The organism is Pseudoalteromonas sp. J010, assembly GCF_003934235.1.
GTDB lineage: Bacteria > Pseudomonadota > Gammaproteobacteria > Enterobacterales > Alteromonadaceae > Pseudoalteromonas > Pseudoalteromonas peptidolytica.
In genome coordinates this window covers 46,611-67,817 of sequence record NZ_RDBW01000014.1, presented here as the reverse complement: position 1 = coordinate 67,817, position 21,207 = coordinate 46,611, and the positions used below count along the sequence as shown (strand labels likewise).

General features: G+C 41.8%; 20 protein-coding genes. 14 read left to right on the top strand and 6 right to left on the bottom strand.

Annotated features, from left to right (window positions below; translation table 11 throughout):
- The first annotated feature begins 66 nt into the window (after positions 1-66).
- From EAG18_RS09435 to EAG18_RS09420, 4 genes are all read left to right on the top strand, one after another.
- The gene (locus tag EAG18_RS09435; protein ID WP_125252134.1) at positions 67-993 is read left to right on the top strand and encodes a hydrogen peroxide-inducible genes activator; all 927 of its coding nucleotides are present in this window, start codon (positions 67-69) and stop codon (positions 991-993) included.
- Positions 994-1,109: 116 nt separating this feature from the next.
- Positions 1,110-1,649, top strand: coding sequence for an RNA polymerase sigma factor (locus EAG18_RS09430; protein WP_125252133.1), 540 nt, complete (start codon positions 1,110-1,112; stop codon positions 1,647-1,649).
- The gene (locus tag EAG18_RS09425; RefSeq protein ID WP_125252132.1) at positions 1,642-2,214 is read left to right on the top strand and encodes a hypothetical protein; all 573 of its coding nucleotides are present in this window, start codon (positions 1,642-1,644) and stop codon (positions 2,212-2,214) included. The genes EAG18_RS09430 and EAG18_RS09425 overlap by 8 nt, the downstream gene beginning before the upstream one ends.
- Positions 2,211-3,101 carry a hypothetical protein gene (locus EAG18_RS09420; protein ID WP_125252131.1) on the top strand — a complete coding sequence of 297 codons (891 nt, stop codon included), beginning with the start codon at positions 2,211-2,213 and terminating at the stop codon, positions 3,099-3,101. Before EAG18_RS09425 ends, EAG18_RS09420 begins: the two co-directional genes overlap by 4 nt.
- Before the next feature lie 570 nt (positions 3,102-3,671).
- Here EAG18_RS09420 and EAG18_RS22335 read toward each other — a convergent pair.
- Both EAG18_RS22335 and EAG18_RS09410 read right to left on the bottom strand, forming a co-directional pair.
- Complete coding sequence (locus tag EAG18_RS22335) at positions 3,672-3,869, bottom strand: hypothetical protein (RefSeq protein ID WP_125252130.1); 198 nt, start codon at positions 3,867-3,869, stop codon at positions 3,672-3,674.
- Between the two features lie 155 nt (positions 3,870-4,024).
- Positions 4,025-6,535 (bottom strand): EAL domain-containing protein, encoded by a 2,511-nt coding sequence (locus tag EAG18_RS09410; RefSeq protein WP_125252129.1) that lies wholly within the window; start codon positions 6,533-6,535, stop codon positions 4,025-4,027.
- A 258-nt stretch (positions 6,536-6,793) separates the two neighbouring features.
- Here EAG18_RS09410 and queA point away from each other — a divergent pair, with 258 nt between their 5' ends.
- The 7 genes from queA to EAG18_RS09375 all read left to right on the top strand — a co-directional run bounded on the left by queA (position 6,794) and on the right by EAG18_RS09375 (position 15,246).
- On the top strand, positions 6,794-7,831 hold the full coding sequence (gene queA / locus EAG18_RS09405; RefSeq protein WP_125252128.1) for a tRNA preQ1(34) S-adenosylmethionine ribosyltransferase-isomerase QueA: 1,038 nt from the start codon (positions 6,794-6,796) through the stop codon (positions 7,829-7,831).
- Positions 7,832-8,045: 214 nt separating this feature from the next.
- A complete protein-coding gene (gene tgt, locus EAG18_RS09400) occupies positions 8,046-9,185 on the top strand; it encodes a tRNA guanosine(34) transglycosylase Tgt (protein ID WP_125252127.1) in 1,140 nt (379 codons plus the stop codon).
- 21 nt (positions 9,186-9,206) lie between these two features.
- Positions 9,207-9,545, top strand: coding sequence for a preprotein translocase subunit YajC (gene yajC / locus EAG18_RS09395; RefSeq protein ID WP_125252126.1), 339 nt, complete (start codon positions 9,207-9,209; stop codon positions 9,543-9,545).
- A gap of 24 nt (positions 9,546-9,569) precedes the next feature.
- Positions 9,570-11,429, top strand: a complete 1,860-nt coding sequence (gene secD, locus EAG18_RS09390; RefSeq protein ID WP_125252125.1) for a protein translocase subunit SecD — start codon at positions 9,570-9,572, stop codon at positions 11,427-11,429.
- 9 nt (positions 11,430-11,438) lie between these two features.
- Positions 11,439-12,383: a protein translocase subunit SecF gene (gene secF / locus EAG18_RS09385; RefSeq protein WP_125252124.1), complete on the top strand. Its 945-nt coding sequence runs from the start codon at positions 11,439-11,441 to the stop codon at positions 12,381-12,383.
- Positions 12,384-12,629: 246 nt separating this feature from the next.
- Positions 12,630-13,157, top strand: a complete 528-nt coding sequence (locus tag EAG18_RS09380; protein WP_125252123.1) for a hypothetical protein — start codon at positions 12,630-12,632, stop codon at positions 13,155-13,157.
- 307 nt (positions 13,158-13,464) lie between these two features.
- Positions 13,465-15,246, top strand: a complete 1,782-nt coding sequence (locus EAG18_RS09375) for a bifunctional diguanylate cyclase/phosphodiesterase (protein WP_125252122.1) — start codon at positions 13,465-13,467, stop codon at positions 15,244-15,246.
- A 121-nt stretch (positions 15,247-15,367) separates the two neighbouring features.
- Here the strand turns inward: EAG18_RS09375 and EAG18_RS09370 are convergent, their stop codons facing one another.
- The 4 genes from EAG18_RS09370 to EAG18_RS09355 all read right to left on the bottom strand — a co-directional run bounded on the left by EAG18_RS09370 (position 15,368) and on the right by EAG18_RS09355 (position 19,161).
- Positions 15,368-15,988, bottom strand: coding sequence for a hypothetical protein (locus EAG18_RS09370; protein WP_252094896.1), 621 nt, complete (start codon positions 15,986-15,988; stop codon positions 15,368-15,370).
- Positions 15,989-16,340: 352 nt separating this feature from the next.
- Positions 16,341-17,972 carry a methyl-accepting chemotaxis protein gene (locus EAG18_RS09365; RefSeq protein ID WP_125252121.1) on the bottom strand — a complete coding sequence of 544 codons (1,632 nt, stop codon included), beginning with the start codon at positions 17,970-17,972 and terminating at the stop codon, positions 16,341-16,343.
- 125 nt (positions 17,973-18,097) lie between these two features.
- On the bottom strand, positions 18,098-18,808 hold the full coding sequence (gene rsuA, locus EAG18_RS09360) for a 16S rRNA pseudouridine(516) synthase RsuA (RefSeq protein WP_167508257.1): 711 nt from the start codon (positions 18,806-18,808) through the stop codon (positions 18,098-18,100).
- 23 nt (positions 18,809-18,831) lie between these two features.
- Positions 18,832-19,161 (bottom strand): 5-carboxymethyl-2-hydroxymuconate Delta-isomerase, encoded by a 330-nt coding sequence (locus tag EAG18_RS09355; protein WP_125252120.1) that lies wholly within the window; start codon positions 19,159-19,161, stop codon positions 18,832-18,834.
- Positions 19,162-19,242: 81 nt separating this feature from the next.
- Here EAG18_RS09355 and EAG18_RS09350 point away from each other — a divergent pair, with 81 nt between their 5' ends.
- The 3 genes from EAG18_RS09350 to EAG18_RS09340 are packed head-to-tail and all read left to right on the top strand — an operon-like array spanning position 19,243 to position 21,150.
- Positions 19,243-20,031 (top strand): hypothetical protein, encoded by a 789-nt coding sequence (locus tag EAG18_RS09350; RefSeq protein ID WP_125252119.1) that lies wholly within the window; start codon positions 19,243-19,245, stop codon positions 20,029-20,031.
- Complete coding sequence (locus tag EAG18_RS09345) at positions 20,015-20,638, top strand: LysE family transporter (protein WP_125252118.1); 624 nt, start codon at positions 20,015-20,017, stop codon at positions 20,636-20,638. The genes EAG18_RS09350 and EAG18_RS09345 overlap by 17 nt, the downstream gene beginning before the upstream one ends.
- A complete protein-coding gene (locus tag EAG18_RS09340) occupies positions 20,638-21,150 on the top strand; it encodes a gamma-glutamylcyclotransferase family protein (protein WP_125252117.1) in 513 nt (170 codons plus the stop codon). Before EAG18_RS09345 ends, EAG18_RS09340 begins: the two co-directional genes overlap by 1 nt.
- Positions 21,151-21,207: the final 57 nt, after the last annotated feature.

The window sequence follows — 21,207 nt, the reverse complement described above, 5'->3', positions numbered from 1 at the left end:
AAGATCTCAACACCTTTGGTGTTGGGGTCTTTTTATTTGTGCTGTTGAAAATAAAGAGTAAAGCTTGTGACGAATTTACCCAGTATCAAACAACTACAATACCTTCTTGCGGTGCATCAGCATCAACACTTTGGCCGAGCAGCCGAAGCTTGCTTTATCGGCCAGTCGACGCTAAGTAGCGCGATACAAAACCTTGAGGAAACACTTGGGTGTCAGCTTATTGAGCGTGAAAATCGCAGCCTAATGTTTACTGACATTGGCGAAGAAGTGGTAGAGCGAGCACGGAAAATTATCGATGACACCATGAGTGTGAAAGAGCTGACCAAAAGCTATAAAACCCCACTTTCTGGTAAGCTAACTTTAGGTATTATTCCAACTATTGCGAGTTTTATTGCAGCACCCCTTTATCAAGCTTGTAAGAAAGAGTTTGAAGCACTTAACCTAGTGCTAGTTGAAGACACCAGTGATAACCTATTAGATAAGTTAGAGCATGGGCATATCGATATGGCGATGCTTGCATTGCCATATAGAACGGATAAGTTCCATACTCAAGTCTTAGCCAAAGATCACTTTAGCTTAGTTCGTCATGCAGATTATAGTGTGCCTGAGCCAATAGAAGATTTTAATTTATTACCAGAGCAAAGCGTCTTTTTGTTGGAAAAAGAACACTGTATGACGGGGCACGCATTGAGCGCTTGCCACTTAAATCGTAGCGCGTGTATCAACCCATTTGAGGCGGCAAATCTGCATACATTACTGAGCATGGTCGAATACAAAAATGGTGTCACCTTTTTACCACAAATGGCCATTAATGCTGGAATCTTACAAGGTAAGCCCCTTATTGCAACGCCTCCACAGGATCATGCCTATAGGGAAATAGGCTTAATATGGCGCCGTACCACTGGACGGATCAGGGATTTTAGACTGTTTAGTGATTTTGTTAGAGGCTATATTTCATCACAGTGTCAAGCCAAAGCTGACACTATGAAGTAAGATTCAATCCTATCTATCGCACCAGTAATGGTGCTTTTTTCAAAAAATTCTCTATTGATACAACTTTTTTAATACTTGCAGCGATTAACTGATAAAAGAATTAATGAGTGAGCTGAGTGTTTTTTAATAGCGAAAAACAATTAATAAAAAGAGCACTACAAGGCAATCAAGGTGCTTGGGCATCATTATGTAAACAGCATCACAGTCGAGTATACAACCAGTGCTTAAGGCTCGTGGGTGAGCCGCAAGATGCGCTGGATATAGCACAAGATGTATTTATCAGTATGCACCGTAATTTACATACATTTAATGGTAACTCTCAGTTTTCAACTTGGGTATTTAAAATTACCCACGCAAGGATTGTTGACCATATGCGTAAGCGGAAATTCGAATCTATTGAAGGGAAAGAGCCGGAGGTACTTCAAGCTGGACCTGATGCTGGAGTGGCTCAACAGCAGAGTAATCAAGAAATTTATGATGCACTAAAACAGCTTCCTTTTGAGCAACGGATTGTGGTTGAACTAAAGTTTTTCCAACACTACACGTTCGAAGAGATTGCTATGCAACTTGAACTATCGACTAACACGGTAAAGGCGCGACTTTATAACGCGCTTAGCAAAATGAAAGGGCAACTAGAGGTGCGTGATCATGGCTAAATTGGATGTTTTGTTTGCAAAGTGGTTAGAGGGAAAGCCAATCACAGAGGATGAATTAGCAGCGCTGCGTAATAACAGTGAATACCGTGACATGCTCCAAGCTGCAACGCAATGGCAGCAACATGCCAAGACGTACCAAGTGCAAACACCACCACCACAACTTACTCAGCAGTCAAATACTGATACTTGGTCATTGTCGACTGTAGCTGCTTGGTTGGTCGTAGGATTGGGAGTTGCAGGTTTATGGTTACAAAACTTGGGGTTACACGAGCAAATGACTGCGCAACAAAGGCAGTTGGCTAAGCAACAAGAGGTAATTCAGAAGGTTTTATCCCAGTTTGATGAAGTGAAACCGATAGAGCAAGAAGCACTCTCCAGATTAGTGACCCAAGTTGTGGAGCAAAATCGCAAAGAACGAAGTTTAGCAATGAATAACTTGGTTGATCTTATCCAAGCGCAACGTGCGCAAGATCAAGCACTACTTAGATTGCAACTAAATGAACTTGCAGAGCAAGTAGAGCAGACACCAACGCAGAATTTAGCACAGTATCGAGGTAAACCATGAAGTTAATTACATTGTGCCTAGGCGCAGCTGCAACATTATGTGCAGGCTTGGTCCAGGCTGAGTCGCCAAATCCATCTTTACAGCGTGAAGTGGCTATTTTTGAACGTGTACTAACTAGTGCGCTACAGCATGACACACAAGATCAAGTCCGCAGCGTTTCTGGTTACTACCTTCATGACCAAGGAGCAGTGTTTGAATTAGTATTGAAACGTCGACATCGACTAGAGTGGCTATCACATATAGAGAACCTTGACGACGTTGCCGCTATTGGTGAGTTTGAATTACCAGACTTAGACATCGCGATTGCTGAAGTAGAAGTCTCAGAGCCAATTGCTGAGGCTTTCTCTGAAGCTTATGCCGATGTTGCTGATAAAGTAAGAGCGGGTGCTGAAAAAGTAAGAGAAGCTGTTGAGCAAGAAAGAGAAAACCGGATCAGACTCCGAGAACTTGAACGCGAAAAGGCTGAACTTGAGTTTGCGAAAATGCATGAGCAGGAAGCCGACAGCCAGAGGTTTAGTGAGTCTTTAAAAGAAGTCGAAAAACGTATTGTGCAACTCTCGCATAAAGACACCGAATTAAAAGCCTTAAAAGATAAACTCAAGAGCAGTCTAGAAGCATCTCGAGCGAAAAGGGAAAAGGAAAGAGTACAGCAGCAGCGAGCACTCGAAGAAGCGCTTACGATGAGTTTAGCAACCAGTCTATGTGATTACGGTGCCGGCTTACGCAGCTTGCCTGATGATGAATATATTAGTTTTATCTACAGCGAACCAAATAACACAAATAGCAAACAAATACGTATCTATCCAAAATCATTGATACAGCAATGTGTGACTGGAAAGAAAAGTGCAACAGAGCTACAAGAAGCGGCTGTTAGCTACCGCTTCTAACTAATACCAATTTGACTTAATACTTGCTCAATTTGAAGGAGTATATCTGACGCTAACCGCGTTAAAAATTTTTTATTTAGAACAACTAAATAGCAAAATTTTTGCCTTGCCTACAGGACGTAGGTACCTCGGCGTGAGCAGGACGCGGAAGCGGTGTTATCGACAAGATTTTCTCACCTCAAAATAGACCACTTAATTAAGAAAATTGGTATAAGCTGAACTTAGAGTTAGAAATAGGCTAATCAACAAAAGTACCTAAGCTTTACAGCGGAATATTACTCTAGCCAAAAAATATTTCTTAGTGCRAAGCAAATGTCATGATGTGGTTAGGGATAGTGGCGAGAGCATCACCTTTTTGCCGAGTTCAGGTTATTGTCCTGCGCTATATCGGGAACCCTAATAAAAACAGCATGCCAAGAGTAGCGGCATGCTGTTTTTATTAAATATAGTACTTTCCAACGTACTTTGTCTGAATGGACGTAGACACTTTGGCGATAGCAGGCAGCGATGCTGGTGTTATCGACACGGACTACTCATTTCCGAATAGACGTCAAATTGAGCAATCTAGTGTTACGCTTGTTCAATATTTTTGGCCGTAGTCAAGTTCGGTAGAAAGAGTAAGTATACCCACACGACCAAGTTAAAATAGGGTAGCAGTCCAAGCCCCGTGAATAACTTTACTGGATATCCCTTAGCACTAGCATAACGGTAGCACTGATATGCGATGAGCAAGTTTGCAAGTATTAAAAAAAGCGATAATGACAGCATAATTTACCCCTTGAAGTCCATAGCAAGATGTAGCTCAATCCTTTGAATGTCTATATTTTTAAGGTGTTACCTTAAAAATTGATGACATTTTAAACTGGTATCTTTAATTATAGTGAACTTTGCAAGAAGTAAAAGTAACCTTTAGTATAAAGTTGTTACTGCTCTGTTTTTAGGGATAAAATAGTTTTTAGGTTGCATTCCAACTGCTCGATGGGAAGTGGCCTTGAGATAAAATAGCCTTGACCATAATCCACACCAATCTCTCTAAGTTTATGAAATATATCTTTATTTTCGACGTATTCGGCTACCGAACACTTGTCTAATGAGTGACTGATATCGTTTACAGCCTTGACCAAAGCCAAGTCGATAGGATCATTTAACATGTCTCGTACAAAGGAGCCGTCAATCTTAACATGCTGTGCAGGAAGCTGTTTCAGGTAGCTAAAAGTACTAAAGCCTGTTCCAAAATCATCAATAGCAAAATGGCAGCCTAAGTCGTTTAGATTTTTGATCATAGACTGTGTTGCATTTAAATTATTAATACTGGCTGATTCTGTGATCTCGAATATAACGCGATTCGCACTTACTTGATACTCAGTGAGACAGGCTTGAATATGTGGTTGCAGTCTCTCATCTAAAAAAGAGTGTGCAGACAAGTTAATCGCCACTTGGCTGAGCACATCAAACTCTGAAAGTGCCTTGATCGCAGTTCTGATAACGCATTGATCCATTAGAAAAGTATCGTTTAAAAGCTCCAATGCGGGGATAAACTGATTGGGGTACACGATTTCATCATTGATTTTCAATCTGAGTAAGGCTTCGTAATACGCAACTTGTTGTTTTTTGAAGTCCCAAATAGGTTGATAATGAAGTTCTATACTGTCATTTTGTAGCGCTTGTCTGACACTGTGACCCCACTCTAAGCCGATTTGTAGTGTTTGGTTCTGCTCATCTTCTTTGTTGTAACAATGAACTAGATTACGTCCCAGATTTTTTGCAATATAAAGTGCAATATCAGCTTGCTTTAAACACTCATTGGGATCAGCATTGTCACTGTTAATTTGGGTCAAGCCAATCGAGCAACTAATAGAGTAGGCATTATCTTCGAAATGAAACTTATGCTTTTCAATGGCCATACAAATACTTTCCGCATACATATGGGCATCGAGTAAAGCGGTATGTTTGAGTAAAATTGCAAATTCATCACCACCAATACGAAACGTGAGGTGCTGTTCTCCAATTTCATCCCCAAACAGCTCTGACACTTCTTTTAGAACAATATCGCCTTGTTGATGACCTTTGCTGTCATTAATGATTTTAAAGTGATCTAAGTCGATGTATATCAGGGCATGCTCAATATCATTGGTAGACTTTACTTCATTACACAGTTGATTAAGTTGCTGGTCAAAATAATAGCGATTATGCAAACCTGTCAGTGTATCGTGTAATGCTAAATGTCTGAGTTGCAACTCTGCTTGTTTGCGCTCATGAATGTTATCAAGCGTCGCAGTGATAGCTACGGAGCTAGATGTATTTTTGATAAGTTGCAAACGGCACTCCACCCAAATGAGATGACCGTTTTTATGACGTAGCTGTAATTCTATTTGAGCATGCTGTCGCTCACCATTTTGCATTTCTTGCATTACGGTTTGCAGCGTTATTAGTTCCTCTTTGGCGATATAGTCATGTAGTTGGGTATGCAAACTAGACTTTATCCCAAACCCTGACAGGTATTCCCATGCTGGGTTAATAAATCGAATCGCGCCTTCTAAATCAAGTTCAACCACAACCGTTCTTAAATGAAGGAGGATCCTTTGGTGTGCGGAGAACAAATCTTTATAACGATTTTCACTTCTGCTTAGCTGTTCAACCTTATTTGCAAACTCAGCGTAACTCACCATAAAGTCTTCTCGCCGTGCGGCGTGATCACATACTTTACTTAAAAATGGCATATCGTATGGTGCCCGAACAAAGTCGGTTACGCCAAGTAGTAATAGTTGTTCAGCATGATCGGCATCACGTTTGTCAATAATGGTCACAATTGCTTGACTAGGTTTATGTTTTAGAATGCTCTCTACGAGTTCGTCAGCGGAGCCAGAAAGGTTGGTCGTTGTGTCCATTAAGACGATAGCATAGTTACCCTGAAGAAATAGCGATAGGGCACTGTTTGCTGTATTTACATGCGTACAAGAGAAATTATGTGATAGATGCGCACAAATTTTTTCAGCTTTATTTTGGTCCGGTTCAAGGAGTAGTAAGTTGAGCCGGCTACTTTTATCTAGATGTGTCGACAATACGTTTGCCAAGATCTGTGGCAGCATATCTTGTCGCTCAAACGGTAGCACGGCATCTATACTGTAGCTGCGCGCGGTCGTCTCAGCGATACGCTCACAATAAGTTGGCGGAATAAGTACGATAGGCGTACTTTTTGAGGTAGCGAGCAAGCCTGAACGTATCATACGAGAAAAGCGCCAGCCGTCAATTTTACCGATGTTGAGGCCGGTAATCACTAAGTCGACGGGTTGAGTTTTTAGTAAACTCAAAGCATCTTGTGAGTCAGATTTGGTAATAATAGTAAAGACATCTAATACGCTGAGCGTTTTAGTTAAAGTTTGCGTTTCGTGAGTACTGGCGTTAACAATGAGCAACGTTAGTTGTCTAGACACAATAAAAAAACCTCACCAGATACTGGCATACGATTACAACGGTTGACGGTATAAAATGTGCGCTAAAAGGCATAAGCTATTGTTTCAACTTAAAGAATAAAGATTGTACAGCACTTTGTGTTTTAACTTCGTAAAATCTTTTAAGTGAACGCCATTTTAGACCCGCTAGGTTAAAGGTATTTACGCAAGGTTACAAGCACTTGATTTCGCTAAAACACCGCACTAGACTTGGCGCAATTTTCGAAATGAGGCTTTTCCATGCGCGTAGCAGACTTTAGTTTTGACCTTCCTGATGAGTTGATTGCAAGACACCCAATGAAGGAGCGTTCTAGCAGTCGTCTTCTTACCTTAAATGGCAATAGTGGTGAAATCGAGCACAAGATTTTTAAAGATATTGTAGCGCTTATTAACCCTGAAGATTTAATCATCTTTAATAACACAAAAGTGATCCCTGCTCGCATGTTTGGGCAAAAAGCCAGTGGTGGAAAATTAGAGGTATTAGTCGAACGTGTCGTTGATGAGCGGACAGTACTCGCTCATGTTAGAGCAAGTAAGTCGCCAAAGCCTGGTACTAAAATTGAGCTTGAAGGCCAAGCAACCGCTGAAATGGTTCAGCGTCATGGTGAGTTATTTGAGTTAAGGTTTGAAGGCGAAGAAAACGTGTTGGCGATTTTAGATAAAATTGGCCATATGCCTTTACCACCATACATAGACAGACCTGATGATGATGAGGACAAAGAGCGTTATCAAACTGTTTATGGAGAGAAGCCAGGCGCTGTTGCAGCGCCTACAGCTGGACTGCACTTTGACGATGAGTTGATGGCCAAGCTAAAGGATAAAGGCGTTGAGATGGCTTTTGTGACTTTACATGTTGGTGCAGGTACATTTCAGCCTGTGCGAGTAGATTCGGTGGAAGAGCATGTCATGCACTCAGAATACATTGAAGTCTCAGAAGACGTTGTGCAGGCGATTAAAGCGGCGAAAGCGAGAGGAGGGAGAGTTATAGCGGTAGGGACTACGTCAGTGCGCTCACTTGAATCTGCCGCAAAAGCCAATGGCGGCGAGATTGCTCCGCTTTACGGCGATACCGATATTTTCATTTACCCTGGTTACCGCTTTAATGTGGTTGATGCCATGGTGACTAACTTCCATTTGCCAGAATCGACATTAATCATGCTAGTGAGTGCATTTGCAGGGCAAGAACATATTATGAATGCCTACCAAACTGCAATCGCAAAGCAATACCGCTTTTTCAGTTACGGTGATGCTATGTTCTTGCAAAAGCAAGATAAGTAATTTGCACCATACAACTATTAAAATGCCCAGTATTGCTGGGCATTTTGCTTTTTCTGACTGTAAAGTTGTCGGCGTGATATAGACTTTGGGTTTTTTATCCCAATATTAGAATTGAGCCGTTAATCTTGGTAGAATCGGAAGATCACCGCCCTAAATATGGGGTTAGCATGTTTTTTAATCAATGTTGGACTGTTTTTCTGACAACGAGGTAACAATGAAATTTGAATTAGATCGCAAACAGGGCAAAGCTCGCCGAGGTCGCTTAATCTTCGACCGTGGTGTAGTAGAAACTCCTGCGTTTATGCCGGTTGGCACTTATGGCACAGTAAAAGGCATGACCCCAGACGAGCTTAAAGAAACGGGCGCGCACATCTGTTTAGGCAATACCTTCCACTTGATGCTACGCCCAGGCACGGAGATCATCAAACAGCACGGCGATCTGCATGATTTTATGAATTGGGATAAGCCTATCTTGACTGATTCTGGCGGCTTCCAAGTATTTAGCCTAGGTGCGATGCGTAAAATTTCTGAAGAAGGTGTGCTATTCAAATCTCCTGTTAATGGTGAAAAGATTATGTTGTCGCCAGAAAAAGCGATGGAGGTGCAGCGTGACTTAGGCTCAGATATCGTAATGATTTTTGATGAATGCACCCCATATCCAGCAACAGAGAAAGAAGCTAAAGATTCAATGGAGCTGAGCTTACGCTGGGCAAAGCGCTCTAAAGAAGCACATGGTGATAACCCGTCAGCGTTGTTTGGTATTATTCAAGGCGGTATGTATCCTGAGCTTCGTGCTGAGTCGCAAAAGGGCTTAGAAGAAATAGGTTTTGATGGCTATGCACTAGGTGGTTTATCTGTTGGTGAGCCAAAAGAGGACATGATCAATATTCTTGATCAATGTGCATATAAAATGCCTGAGCAAAAACCACGCTACTTGATGGGCGTGGGCAAACCAGAAGATTTGGTTGAGGCAGTGCGCCGTGGTATTGACATGTTTGATTGTGTAATGCCAACGCGTAACGCTCGTAATGGTCACTTATTTGTGACCGGTGGTGTGGTGAAAATCCGTAATGCAGCACACAAAACGGATACCAGCCCATTGGATGCAGAGTGTGATTGCCACACTTGTCAGAATTACTCTCGAGCGTACTTACATCACTTAGATAAGTGTAATGAAATTTTAGGCGCTCGACTCAATACCATCCACAACTTACGTTATTATCAACGTTTGATGGAAGGAATGAGAAACGCCTTGTCAGAAGGCACATTTGACGAATTTGTCGAAGACTTTTATGCGCGCCGTGGCATACCGGTGCCAGAGTTGGCTGACGTTGGTTTGACAGAAAATAATTAATTTTATAAACGAGGAAGTGAAATGAGCTTTTTTATCTCAAGCGCGCATGCTAGCAGTGCAGCGGCTGCACCAGCAGGTGGCGGTATGGAAATGCTAATCATGTTAGGTATTTTTGGTCTGGTATTTTATTTTTTAATTTACCGTCCACAAGCTAAACGTGTTAAAGAGCACAAAGACCTAATGGGTGCATTAGGCAAAGGTGACGAAGTACTAACTCAAGGTGGACTTGTGGGGAAAATCACAAAGGTAGCCGATGATAAGGATTTTGTTGTAATCGCACTAAACGACCAAGCTGAAGTGACAGTGCAAAAATCAGCGATTTCAGCAGTACTTCCTAAAGGTACAATGAAGTCTCTATAAGAAAAACAATAAAGGGATAGTCCAGTGTTAAACAAGTATCCAATGTGGAAGTACTTACTTGTTCTCGCTGTGTTAGCTATCGGTATTCTTTATGCCACACCTAACCTGTATGGTCGCGATCCGGCCATCCAGGTATCTGGCACAAAAGGAGCGGATGCGACACTCAGCGTATTAGATCAAGTCAACGAAACCCTGCAACAGAATAACCTTGGCGTGAAATCTTCTGTGCTTGAAGATGGCCAAATCCTTGTCCGCTTCAAAAACGTTGAAGATCAGCTTAAAGCGCAAGATATTCTGCGCAATACTCTAAGTGAAGACTACATTTCCGCTATTAATATGTCCCCTGCACAACCTGAGTGGTTAAAAGACTTAGGTGCAAATCCAATGAAACTTGGTCTTGATTTGAGTGGTGGTGTTCACTTCACAATGGAAGTGGATATGGTCACAGCGATGGACAATGCACTAGAGCAAATGGAGCAAGACTTTAAGAGCGACTTGCGAGAGGAAAAGCTACGCTATCGTACTGTTAGACGAGTATCTAATAGTGAACGTGTGCAAGTAACTATGCGCTCTGAAGAAGACAAAGATGCGGCATTAAGTTTCTTGCGAAAGCGCTATCCTGGCAATGACTTTATCAATGACAGCAGTGACAGCCTTGCTTTCTTTTCAAGCCTTAGCGATCTCAAGTACAAAGAGCTTCGTGAATATGCAATCAAGCAGAACGAAACGATTATTCGTAACCGTATCAACCAACTAGGTGTTGCTGAACCAAACGTACAACGTCAAGGCGGTGAGCGTATTATCGTACAATTACCTGGTGTTCAAGATACAGCTCGTGCAAAAGAGATTCTTGGTGCGACGGCAACACTGGAATTTCGTGAAGTAGACGAAAATGCCGATGTTCGCGCAGCTGCACAAGGTCGAGTGCCACCAGGCACAGAAGTTATTCTACATAAAGATGGCTACCCTGTGGTGCTTAAAAAGCGCGTTATTCTTGAGGGTACTCACATCACAGGTGCGCAATCTGGAATGGATGAATATCAGCGCCCACAGGTGAATATCAAGCTAGATAGTAAAGGTGGTGCAAAGATGAACGCCTTTACAAAACGTGCCATTGGTAAACGTATGGCGACGGTTTTCATCGAGTACAAGCCATCAGGCAAGAAAGACGAAAATGGCAAAGCGTTACCACCTATCAAAGTCGAAGAGGTGATTAACGTGGCGACGATTCAAGCGCGTTTAAATAGCTCTTTTCGTATTACTGGGATTGATAGTCCAGCAGAGGCACATAACCTAAGCTTACTACTTCGCGCAGGTGCGCTGGTAGCACCGATTCAAATTGTTGAAGAACGTACTGTAGGTCCAAGCCTTGGTCAGGAGAACATTGAAGCTGGTATGACGGCGGTTGTTCTTGGCTTTGCGTTTGTTCTTGCCTTTATGTTGCTGTACTACAAAGGTTTTGGTCTGGTAGCAAACCTAGCGCTTGCTGCTAACCTAATTATGATTGTGGGCGTGATGTCGATGATCCCAGGTGCCACACTGACGCTGCCAGGCATTGCTGGTATCGTATTAACAGTTGGTATGGCTGTTGATGCTAACGTTCTGATTTTTGAGCGTATTCGTGAGGAGTTAGCTGAAGGGCGTAGCCCGCAACAAGCGGTACACCATGGTTATGATAGCGCATTTAGTACAATCTTCGATGCCAATATCACGACACTCATCGCGGCGGTGATCCTATTCTCTGTTGGTACAGGTCCAATTGCAGGTTTTGCGGTAACGTTAGCCATTGGTATTATCACGTCAATGTTTACAGCGATTGTTGGTACGCGTGCGGTAATAAACGCTACGATCGGTGGTAAACGTATTAACAAGCTATCAATCTAGGAGACGGACATGCAATTATTGAATTTAAAAAGCACTATCCGTTTTATGTCGGCAAGAAAGCTATCAATGGCTTTCTCTGCGTTATTGATTTTAGCGTCGATCGGCTCGTTTATGGTCAAAGGATTAAACTTTGGCCTAGACTTTACCGGCGGTACTGCTGTTGAAGTTGGCTTCTCACAACCGGCTGATTTAGCCAAGGTGCGTAGCGTGTTGGCCGAAAATGGTTTTGCTGATGCCTCGGTACAGTTGTTCGGGTCTAGCCAAGAGGTGCTGGTACGCCTCGCGCCAAGAGGCGATGATGTTAAGGCTGAAGTACTTGGTAATCAATTGATAGCTGCACTTAAACAAGCTGATGAAAGCGTTATTATGCGCCGTATTGAGTTTGTCGGGCCAAGCGTGGGTGAAGATCTTAAAGAGCAGGGCGGTTTGGCGATGCTAACTGCGCTAATCTGTATCTTAATCTATGTTGCTTTTCGATTTGAATGGCGTTTTGCTGTAGGTGCTGTGGCAGCACTTTTCCACGATGTTGTCTTAACGATGGGATTATTTTCCATTCTTGGTCTTGAGTTTGACTTAACAATTTTAGCAGCGATACTCGCCGTAATAGGATACTCTTTGAACGATACTATCGTTGTGTCAGACCGTATTCGTGAAAACTTCCGCAAAGTCCGAATTGATGACACATTAGAGATTATTAATATCTCTTTGACGCAGACACTTAACCGTACATTAGTCACCTCAATCACGACGATTCTCGTGTTGGTAGCACTATTTGTTTGGGGTGGTCAAACCATTCATGGTTTTGCCACTGCCCTGTTATTTGGTGTTTTCATCGGTACTTACTCATCAGTTTATGTTGCCAGTTCTGTTGCAGTTGCAATGGGTGTGAGCAAAGAAGACTTGATCCCAGTAGAAGTTGAAAAAGAAGGTGCGGATTTAGACGCCATGCCTTAACTACTGACTATAGAGTAAATAACCTGAGCTGCGGATAACTGATACCTTTCTAGCGCTAAAACTCTCTGGCTAGACAAGGAAAAACTAAGTTGTGGCTTAGCAACAGTGAGTTGGAGCATTCCTTATCCAAACCTCAGGTTAAATATCAAAAGCGGCTAAGTTAGCCGCTTTTTTGTTAGCATATAATTGTTTCTAAAAAATTACATTGTTGTATAATGATAATCGTTATCAATAAAGGAGATTATCATGTACAAACTCATGATGGCAGTTAGTGTATTAGCCTTAGTTACAGCATGCTCAGAGCAATCTCAGCCAGAGCAAAAAGCAGCGCCTGCCGTGCAGGAAGCGACTGACTCGCTAAGTATGTATAAAACGCAAGCCGAGGCACTATTAGCCAATATTCGTGTAGAGAAAGAAGATAAAGCCTTAGAGGCTCAGTCAGCAGAGTTGGTGAATTTATCACGCACTCTATTGAACGAATTCGTCGCTAAGTATCCTCAATGTCAGACCTATCTTGATGCTTTAGACAAGGCAGCAGATATCATCCCAACATTACCTTTGGAAGAAATTGAAAGTGGTTATCATGCGGATGGTAAGTTACCAAAATTCGACGACCCAGTTTGTTACCATGCCAAAGATCTATTAGTTCACCCTGCGACAGTCCAAGCGATAGCTATGAATGGCTTTAAAGGGCCTGAAGATTATAAAAGCGCAGAGATGGAAATTGTTGAAGTAATAGCGCATTTTGATCAAGTTGAAAGAGCACTGAAGTAAGCGACACTACCTTGTCTTTATACTCGCCCAATTTAACGGCTAAATGTGACACGTCTTAAGAGTTTTTGATTTAAAAAACTTTTACCCATGTAGTCATGGAGATAAGTATCTTGACGAAAGCAGGGGTAGCAAAGTGTTAGCGCTGAGATTGATTCGGTCGTTTACTTAAGTGAGTCGGTTTAGGCAACCCAATTTAAAGGTGAAGTAAATTCAACTTTAAATTGGGTACATTTCATCCGATTGACATGTAACTGTCATACACAGTTGCTACCGTGCGCGATTATGTTTTTACAGTGAGCCTGATCCTGTGAAGTCTTCGCGCACGATACTACTCAATACAATAATAAAAGAAAAAGCGGTATCTACACTTTTTCAGCCCATCTATGATCTTGCGAGGCGTCAAATTTTAGGATTTGAAGCGCTAAGTCGTGGTATTCCGGGTTCATCACTGGAGTCTCCAGATAAATTGTTTGCAATCGCAAGTCAGCAAGAGCGATTATCTGAGCTAGAAATTATTTGTCGTGATAGTGCGATTAAGCAGTTCGTGTCGCACAACTTACCCGGTAAATTATTTTTAAATGTTAGTCCCAAAGCGTTACTAGATCCTTCCCACCCCAAAGGTGAAACACGTCACCTCACGGAAATTTACGGGCTTGACCCAAAACGTGTTGTAATTGAAGTCACAGAACAAGATAAAGTAGATGATGCACATTTGTTGCTATCCACTATTACACATTATCGAGAGCTTGGATTTCAAATTGCAATTGACGATTTGGGAGCTGGGTATTCAGGACTAAAAAAGTGGTCAGAGCTATGTCCTGATTACGTTAAGGTCGATCGGTATTTTATCGATCATTGCGATCAGAGTGTAGTGAAAAGAGAGTTCTTAAAGTCGATAATAGAGTTGGCAAAAGCCACCAGCACTAAAGTGATTGCAGAGGGAATTGAGCGAGCTGAAGAACTAAAGCTAATTGAACAGTTGGGTATTGTTAATGCACAGGGCTTTTTACTTGCTAAACCTGAAATGAAACCGCCTACTGAGCTTGAGGTGTTTAAGTCACTACACTCAGATCCGTCGGCTATATCTGGGCGGTTCGAGCAGTCTATGGCTATCGGTTGGCTGGCCAAAGATATTAATGCTATCCATGAGTGTACACAATGTATTGATGCACATAGGTTATTTGAGCAAGATCGAAACTTGGCTAGCATCGCGGTTGTGAATGATGTGAGAGAGCCGATAGGGCTGCTACATCGAGATCAATTAACAGAAGTTTTTGCAGCACCTTATGGTCATGCGCTATTTGACAAAAAGTCAGTGATTAAATTAATGGACAAGCAGCCTCTGGTGGTTGATGAACAGCAAGAGCTTGACTCCGTCAGTAAGCAAATTACCGATCACGAATTTGATATTCGTCGCCATATTATTATCACCAGAAATGGCTGTTATCTTGGCTTAGCGCCGCTTAGAGACATACTAAAGCACATTACTGAGGAAAAAATACGTCATGCTCAGCATGCTAATCCATTAACCATGCTACCTGGTAACGTCGCGATTAACGAAGCGATAGAGCAAAGACTGCGTTCGAATCATGACTTTTCTTTGGCTTATATTGATTTAAACCATTTTAAACAGTTTAACGATTTATATGGGTACGCCAGCGGTGACAGTGTCATTAAGCTTTTAGCTGAGGTGACCATGGATGTTTGTGCCCACAGCCCAAGTTTTGTAGGTCACATTGGGGGGGATGATTTTATGGTGGTATTTGATAATCATGATGCGCAAGCACTATGTCATGAAATTATTGCTGAATTTGAAGCAAAATCGACTGCTTTTTTTACCCCTGAGCATGTCAACGCGGGAGGCTATTGGGCAACAAACCGCGAAGGACAAAAGCAGTTTGTACCATTATTGACTTTATCAATCGGTTTAGTTCGTCCAGATCTACAGCACTGCTTTAACTCCCATCAAGTGGCGGCATTGGCAACTGATGCAAAAAAAGAAGCTAAACGATACCGAAACAGTTACTTATTCGTTTGTAATCGACGCAAACCCACTGTGTCAACGGTTCGACTCGAAAATGCAGGGTAATAATAGCGTAAGCACACGCGACTTCATAATACTCTTTATCTTTGATAACAAAACGCTATACAAGGGAAAAATATCACTGAAGAAGTAGCAAACTTAGTGCTTTGCTACTCCTATTAGGTGTCTAGCGCTTTTTACGCAGACTGGGGAGGGCGTAGTCATATTCTTCTTTGTAGGTAATTGCGGCTAAAATAAGCAGTATTAGACAATTAGCACTGTAAATTAAGTACCCGCTAACATCAAAACTATAAAAGAAAATGGTCATTTCGACGCCTTTGGCATTTCTAAAATAATTTTCAATTAAGGCTGCGAAGCTCATAAAAACATTAAAAATTGCCAGCCAAGGCATAATTGCATCGGCAAAGGTGTAGCGTGTTTTTAATTTTGGGAACAGCTTTTTGGTGATCTCGACACGATAAGTCAACGGAAAAACTACCATCAAACCAATCAGGAAGTGAGTACCAAAAATAAGGGTATTCTGTAATAGTCGCTGGTCTTTTGAGGATTCTAAACTAATCAAACCAGACGAAAAAACCGCAGTTTCTAGGGTAAAGGGAACAACTGCTAATAGAGAGAGCGCGCAAATATTAACGTCTTTTAATCGAGCCCCTAATATAAAGACTGTTAAGACAATAAGCACATAAATAATGTAGAAGTGAAAACGAATGTCATATAAGACTAAGAGACCTACTGCTACAATTGCATAAGGTATCAGTAAGTCTCCTAATGAGAAATTTTTCTTCATAGCACCACACTAGTCTTTGCTAGTTTCTTTTTGTGCGTTAGGATCGTTTGGTTCGTAAATACCGCCGCCAGAAACCTTTTTGCATTCTTTCAAATTTAGCTTTTGCATTACATAGTCCTTATTGAATTTACTTGACGTGCAAGCAATCAAAGTGTTTGAGGTTGATACTCTAATTGCGCTAAACGCAATTTCGGAAAGTCGCCCAGACTACTTAACCGACAATTCCGACCAGTACAAACTTAACACCAAATAAACACAAGGTGAATGAAAAATTAAAGATTTTTTTTAAGTAATAGCCTTGATAAATCAGAATTTGAGCTAGTTTATTAAAAAAAATAATAAATTCATATTGTTATATTTTGAATTTTGCGACCTCAATTTCTAAATTGCTAGAAAGCGCTTTAATGGTATCAGTTGCTTTGTGGGCTTTTTCTGAAACGCTAGCAGTTTGAGATGCAGTATCTGATATTGTGACGACTCGCTGCGCCGTATCTTCACCTGCACTGAGCTGTTCTTGCGCGGCTTGTGCTATTTGATGACTCATATGTAAAATAGATTTTAAAGAATCGGCGACTTGAACTAGTGCTTTAGAGGCATCAGAAGACATGCTAACGGTCTTTTCACTGGTTGCAATACTAAGGTTTACCGAGGCTTTTGCATCTTGTGTTGCGCTTTGCAGCTTGGTGATCATATTGCGAATTTCTTCGGTACTGGTTTGTGTTCGTTGTGCAAGCTGTCTGACCTCATCAGCAACTACGGCAAAGCCTCGCCCTTGCTCACCCGCTCTTGCAGCCTCTATGGCAGCGTTTAGTGCCAGCAAATTAGTTTGTTCAGCAATGGATTGAATAACGGTTAGGACGTTCGCTATATTTGATACTTCTTCGTCGAGTACTTGGATGTTATTACCAGCGCTGTCAATTTGCTGCTCTAATAATGCAATCTCTTGCGCGGCTTGAGCTGTGAGTTTATCCGCTGCATTTCCTTGGCGTTCAGCCTCTTGTACTGAGCCTGCTGCTTGTTGAGCATGTTCAACAACGGCTTGAGCTGATGCAGTAAGCTCAGTAATTGCAGAAGCAACCATTTGCGTTTCTGAGCTGAGGCTATGGGTGAGCTGCTCCAATTGAATTGAACGTGATTCACTGTCTGACGTTTGCGTCTGCAATGCGCAACTTGCTTGTTTTAACCCTTCAACGACTCCCTTTAGGCCGCCCTGCATGTAAGCCATTGCGGCTAAAATACTATAGTCTTTACAGCTAGCGGTATTAATAGGGGTGGTGAGGTTTCCTCTAGAAACATGCTTTACAATGGTCAATACATCGTTTATTTCTGCCCCCAACTTGTGACTCAAAGACAAACCAAACCGTGCTAGCGCCGTGGTCAGTATAATAGCCACTACTAAAGACAATGCAACTAACCAGATAGCAGTATCCCAGTAGCGTTCATTGACTTCTTTGTAACTTATTCCGGTGCCAACATACCAGCCAAACCGAGGTGTTTTCTGAACTACCGAGGTAAGATCGACAATTTCACCGTCCCGTAATGATGTCCAATGATAAGTAATGATCTGATCAACCTCATTACCCACCAGGCGCTTGACCATACCACCTATGCTCTTTCCTGAAGCATCCCTAAAATCGTTAAAGCTAGTGCTATGAAGCTGAGGATCATGGGGAGTTGCAACAAAATCCATTTTTTCATTAACAACATAAACGTATTCAGAGTCGTGATATTTGTTCTCTCGTAGAACCTGAATTGCCATTTCTTTGGCTTGTTGTTCGGTCAATATGTTCTGTTGTGCAAAATGTTCAAATTGTTTCACTATGTTAACCGTACTTTTCATCAGCTGATTGATGCGAGCAATATTATCGCTCTCACTGGCATGGCGTAGTGCTTGAAGACCAACAAAGGCGACGGCAAGCAAAGAAACAAATATTGCCGCTGCAAAGGTAATTATTTTTGCTCTAAGTGTGAAATTGGAAAACACAGGATAGCCCCCTAAAAATACTCTATTAAATGATTTAGCATGTTTAGGGGGAAGTTGTAAGTGGGTTAATGTGCTATACGGACTATTTCGAGATGATATTTACTCATACACCGGAAATTTGAGAGTTAATTTGCATTAATTATGCTAATTTCTTCATCGGTGAGTGGGCGGTACTCACCCTCTGCAAGCGTTGGATCAAGTGCGATACCAGCTATATTTTCCCGATGTAGTTCAACAACTTGATTACCTACAGCGGCAAGCATTCGCTTAACCTGATGGTATTTTCCTTCACAAATAGACAAGCGTAATGCGTATTTATCTATTTGCTCTGTTTTTGCCGGTAACGTAGCTTGTTTTTCGCCATGAAGTTCAACACCTTGCTCGAGCTGGATCAAAGCTGTGTCGGTCAATTCATCACGACTTTCTAAAACATAAGTTTTAAACTTTTGCTTTTTAGGGGAGGTAATTTGATGTGACCAATCTCCATCGTTGGTGAGCAATACTAAACCAGTTGTGTCGATATCTAACCTACCTGCCACATGAAAATCTTTTAAGTTAGGCTCATCGAGCAAGTCAAAGACTGTTGGGTGTAACTCATCGCTATTTGCACATACATAGCCTTTAGGCTTATTGAGCATAAAATAGCGTAAGCCAAGGTACTGTAGGTGAACACCTGCAAACGTTATATGATCTGCTAAGGTAACTTGGATATCGCCTTTTTTGACGACGTTACCATTGACGGTAACTAGACCTTTTTTAATATTGATTTTGACCTTACTGCGAGGCATTTCAGCAACATGGCTCAAAAACTTCTCTAACCTACATGGAAATTTCATAGTTAAATAGCTCGAATAATAAATTAGTTTTTGCGATAGATTTCAGGTAATAAATCGTAACAATGTACGCTCAGCGCAAACTGTTTGGATACTTTAGCTTGCAACAGTGTTAACGCCCCTTCGGTAAGCGCCTGCTTTTGCTCTATTGTTCTACCCGCCATTAAATGGATCTGTAAATGAATAAATCCTTGTTTGCCATCACCTAGTTGAAAATGCTCGAATGACATTGCACGTGTTTTCACAGAAGCTGGATCGAAAAGACCACACGCACAAGCGAATTGCTGTACTTGTGATACTAAGGCTTCGGTTTCTATTGGTAAATTATCCGAATGTTCGAGAATAAAGTGAGGCATGTGAAACTCCATGTTTTTGCATTAGTCGTAGAGTTTATGCTATTTATCTGGGGTTATTCCACAAAAGAGTGAATTATTAGCATGCTGTCCTTATTTAAATTCTCCCCGTTACTCAGTGAAGAAGAAACTCAGTGGTTGGTCGATACCTTTATTTGGGCATTTGAACACTTTGATGGAGAATACTTTTTAAGCGACACGCAGATTATTACACCGACCCCACACTTTTTCCCCGACCCTGTTTCGAGTATTGAAGAAATGGCTGCTGTTGTTTTTTCCCGAGTAAAGTCATATGCAGGTTTACAAAAATGGCCAATTCATCTGGTATCGCCAGCACAAGTGCAAACGACGCATATGGCAAAATTGCAAGTAGCTGGGCGGTGGCGTGGTGATCAAGCTGTCATTTCAGAGGCTTCAACTCCGATAGCGGTGTCTTATAATCCGAATCAAATTAATCAGCCACAGGATCTTGTTGCGAGCCTAGCTGGGGTGCTAGCAAAGGTACTGATTTTACAGCGGGGAGTATTACCGCCGGGAGGGCAGGAACAGCTGGATGCTGCAAGTGATGTGCTTGCCGGTTTTTTTGGTTTTGGCGTGATGGTTTCTAATACGGTGTATCACTTTAGGGGAGGGTGTGGCTCTTGTTATAATCAGTACGCAAATCGTCAGGCAGCACTGACTGAGCAGCAAAGCATATTCGTCCACGCCTTGGTGTGCCATTTTAAAGGTGCAAAGGATGGTCATAAACATCTCAAACCACATTTGGTCGGCCAGTTTAAAAAAGCCAAGAAGCAAATTAAGATGATGATGGATAGCTCTGAGCGTATAGACTTACTTGCTTTACAGGAACATGTTAATGCCCGCTTATCTTGATGAATTTATCATAATCGCGCTTGCTCACTTTTTTGCAGTAGCAAGCCCAGGTCCTGATTTTGCGATAGTGCTCAAGCAAAGTGTACAGCAAGGTAGAGCAAATGCGCTTTGGACAAGTTTTGGGGTTGGCTTGGGTATTTTAGTACATGTCAGTTATTGCTTATTGGGCGTAGCGTTACTGTTATCTCAATCTGAAACCTTGTTCACAGCAGTAAAATATATAGCCGCGCTATATCTGGCTTATCTTGGTATCCAAGCGTTGCGATATGCAAAACCCAGTTCAGAGCACGAAAATATGACTGAGCACACTGTTACTGAGTCTAATTGGAGTGCGCTGAAGCGTGGCTTTTTAGTTAATGCGCTGAACCCAAAGGCGACGCTGTTCTTTTTATCGCTCTTTACTTTGGTCATAGAGCCAAGTACTCCAAGTAGTGTGCAGCTGTTTTATGGCATATACATGGCGTTGGCAACTTGGTTATGGTTCTCTTTACTGGCTGTTATTTTATCAAAAAAAAATGTCAGGCACTTTTTTCAGCTAGCTGGACATTGGTTTGATCGCGGGATCGGTGTGATCATGTTATTACTCGCAATAAGGCTGGTGGTGTAATGAATGACAAAAACATAATTAATTTTAGCTTTGGTTCGAATATGTCCACTGCTCGATTATTGTCACGATTGCCTGAAGCTAAACTGTTGGGAACTGGCGTGCTAAACGGGTATCGGTTGACCTTTGATATGTTAAGTACAGATGGCTCAGCAAAGTGCAATATCGTGCCATGCTCAGGACTTAACAGTCGAGTTTATGGGGTGTTATACACGCTGAACCTGCAAGAGAAGCGACGTTTGGATGAAATTGAAGGCGAGCGCTATGACTGCCGCAGTGTACCTGTCGTAATGCAAAATGGTAGCGTTGTGGAGGCTTGGTGCTACATTGCCAATACCTTTATTGATGATGAGTTGCCTTTTGATTGGTATGTTCAGCACGTACTTGAAGGGAGCAAAGAACATCACTTTCCATCTGAATATCAAAACGTTATATTACAGCAGCCCCATAGGATTGATGAAAATAAAGATAGACAAAAACAAGAGTTAGCGATTTATCAGTCACGCTGCGATTAATATAAAGTTCACGCTCGCATTTAAATGGTTGAGCTGTAATAAATCCAAGGAATAGTA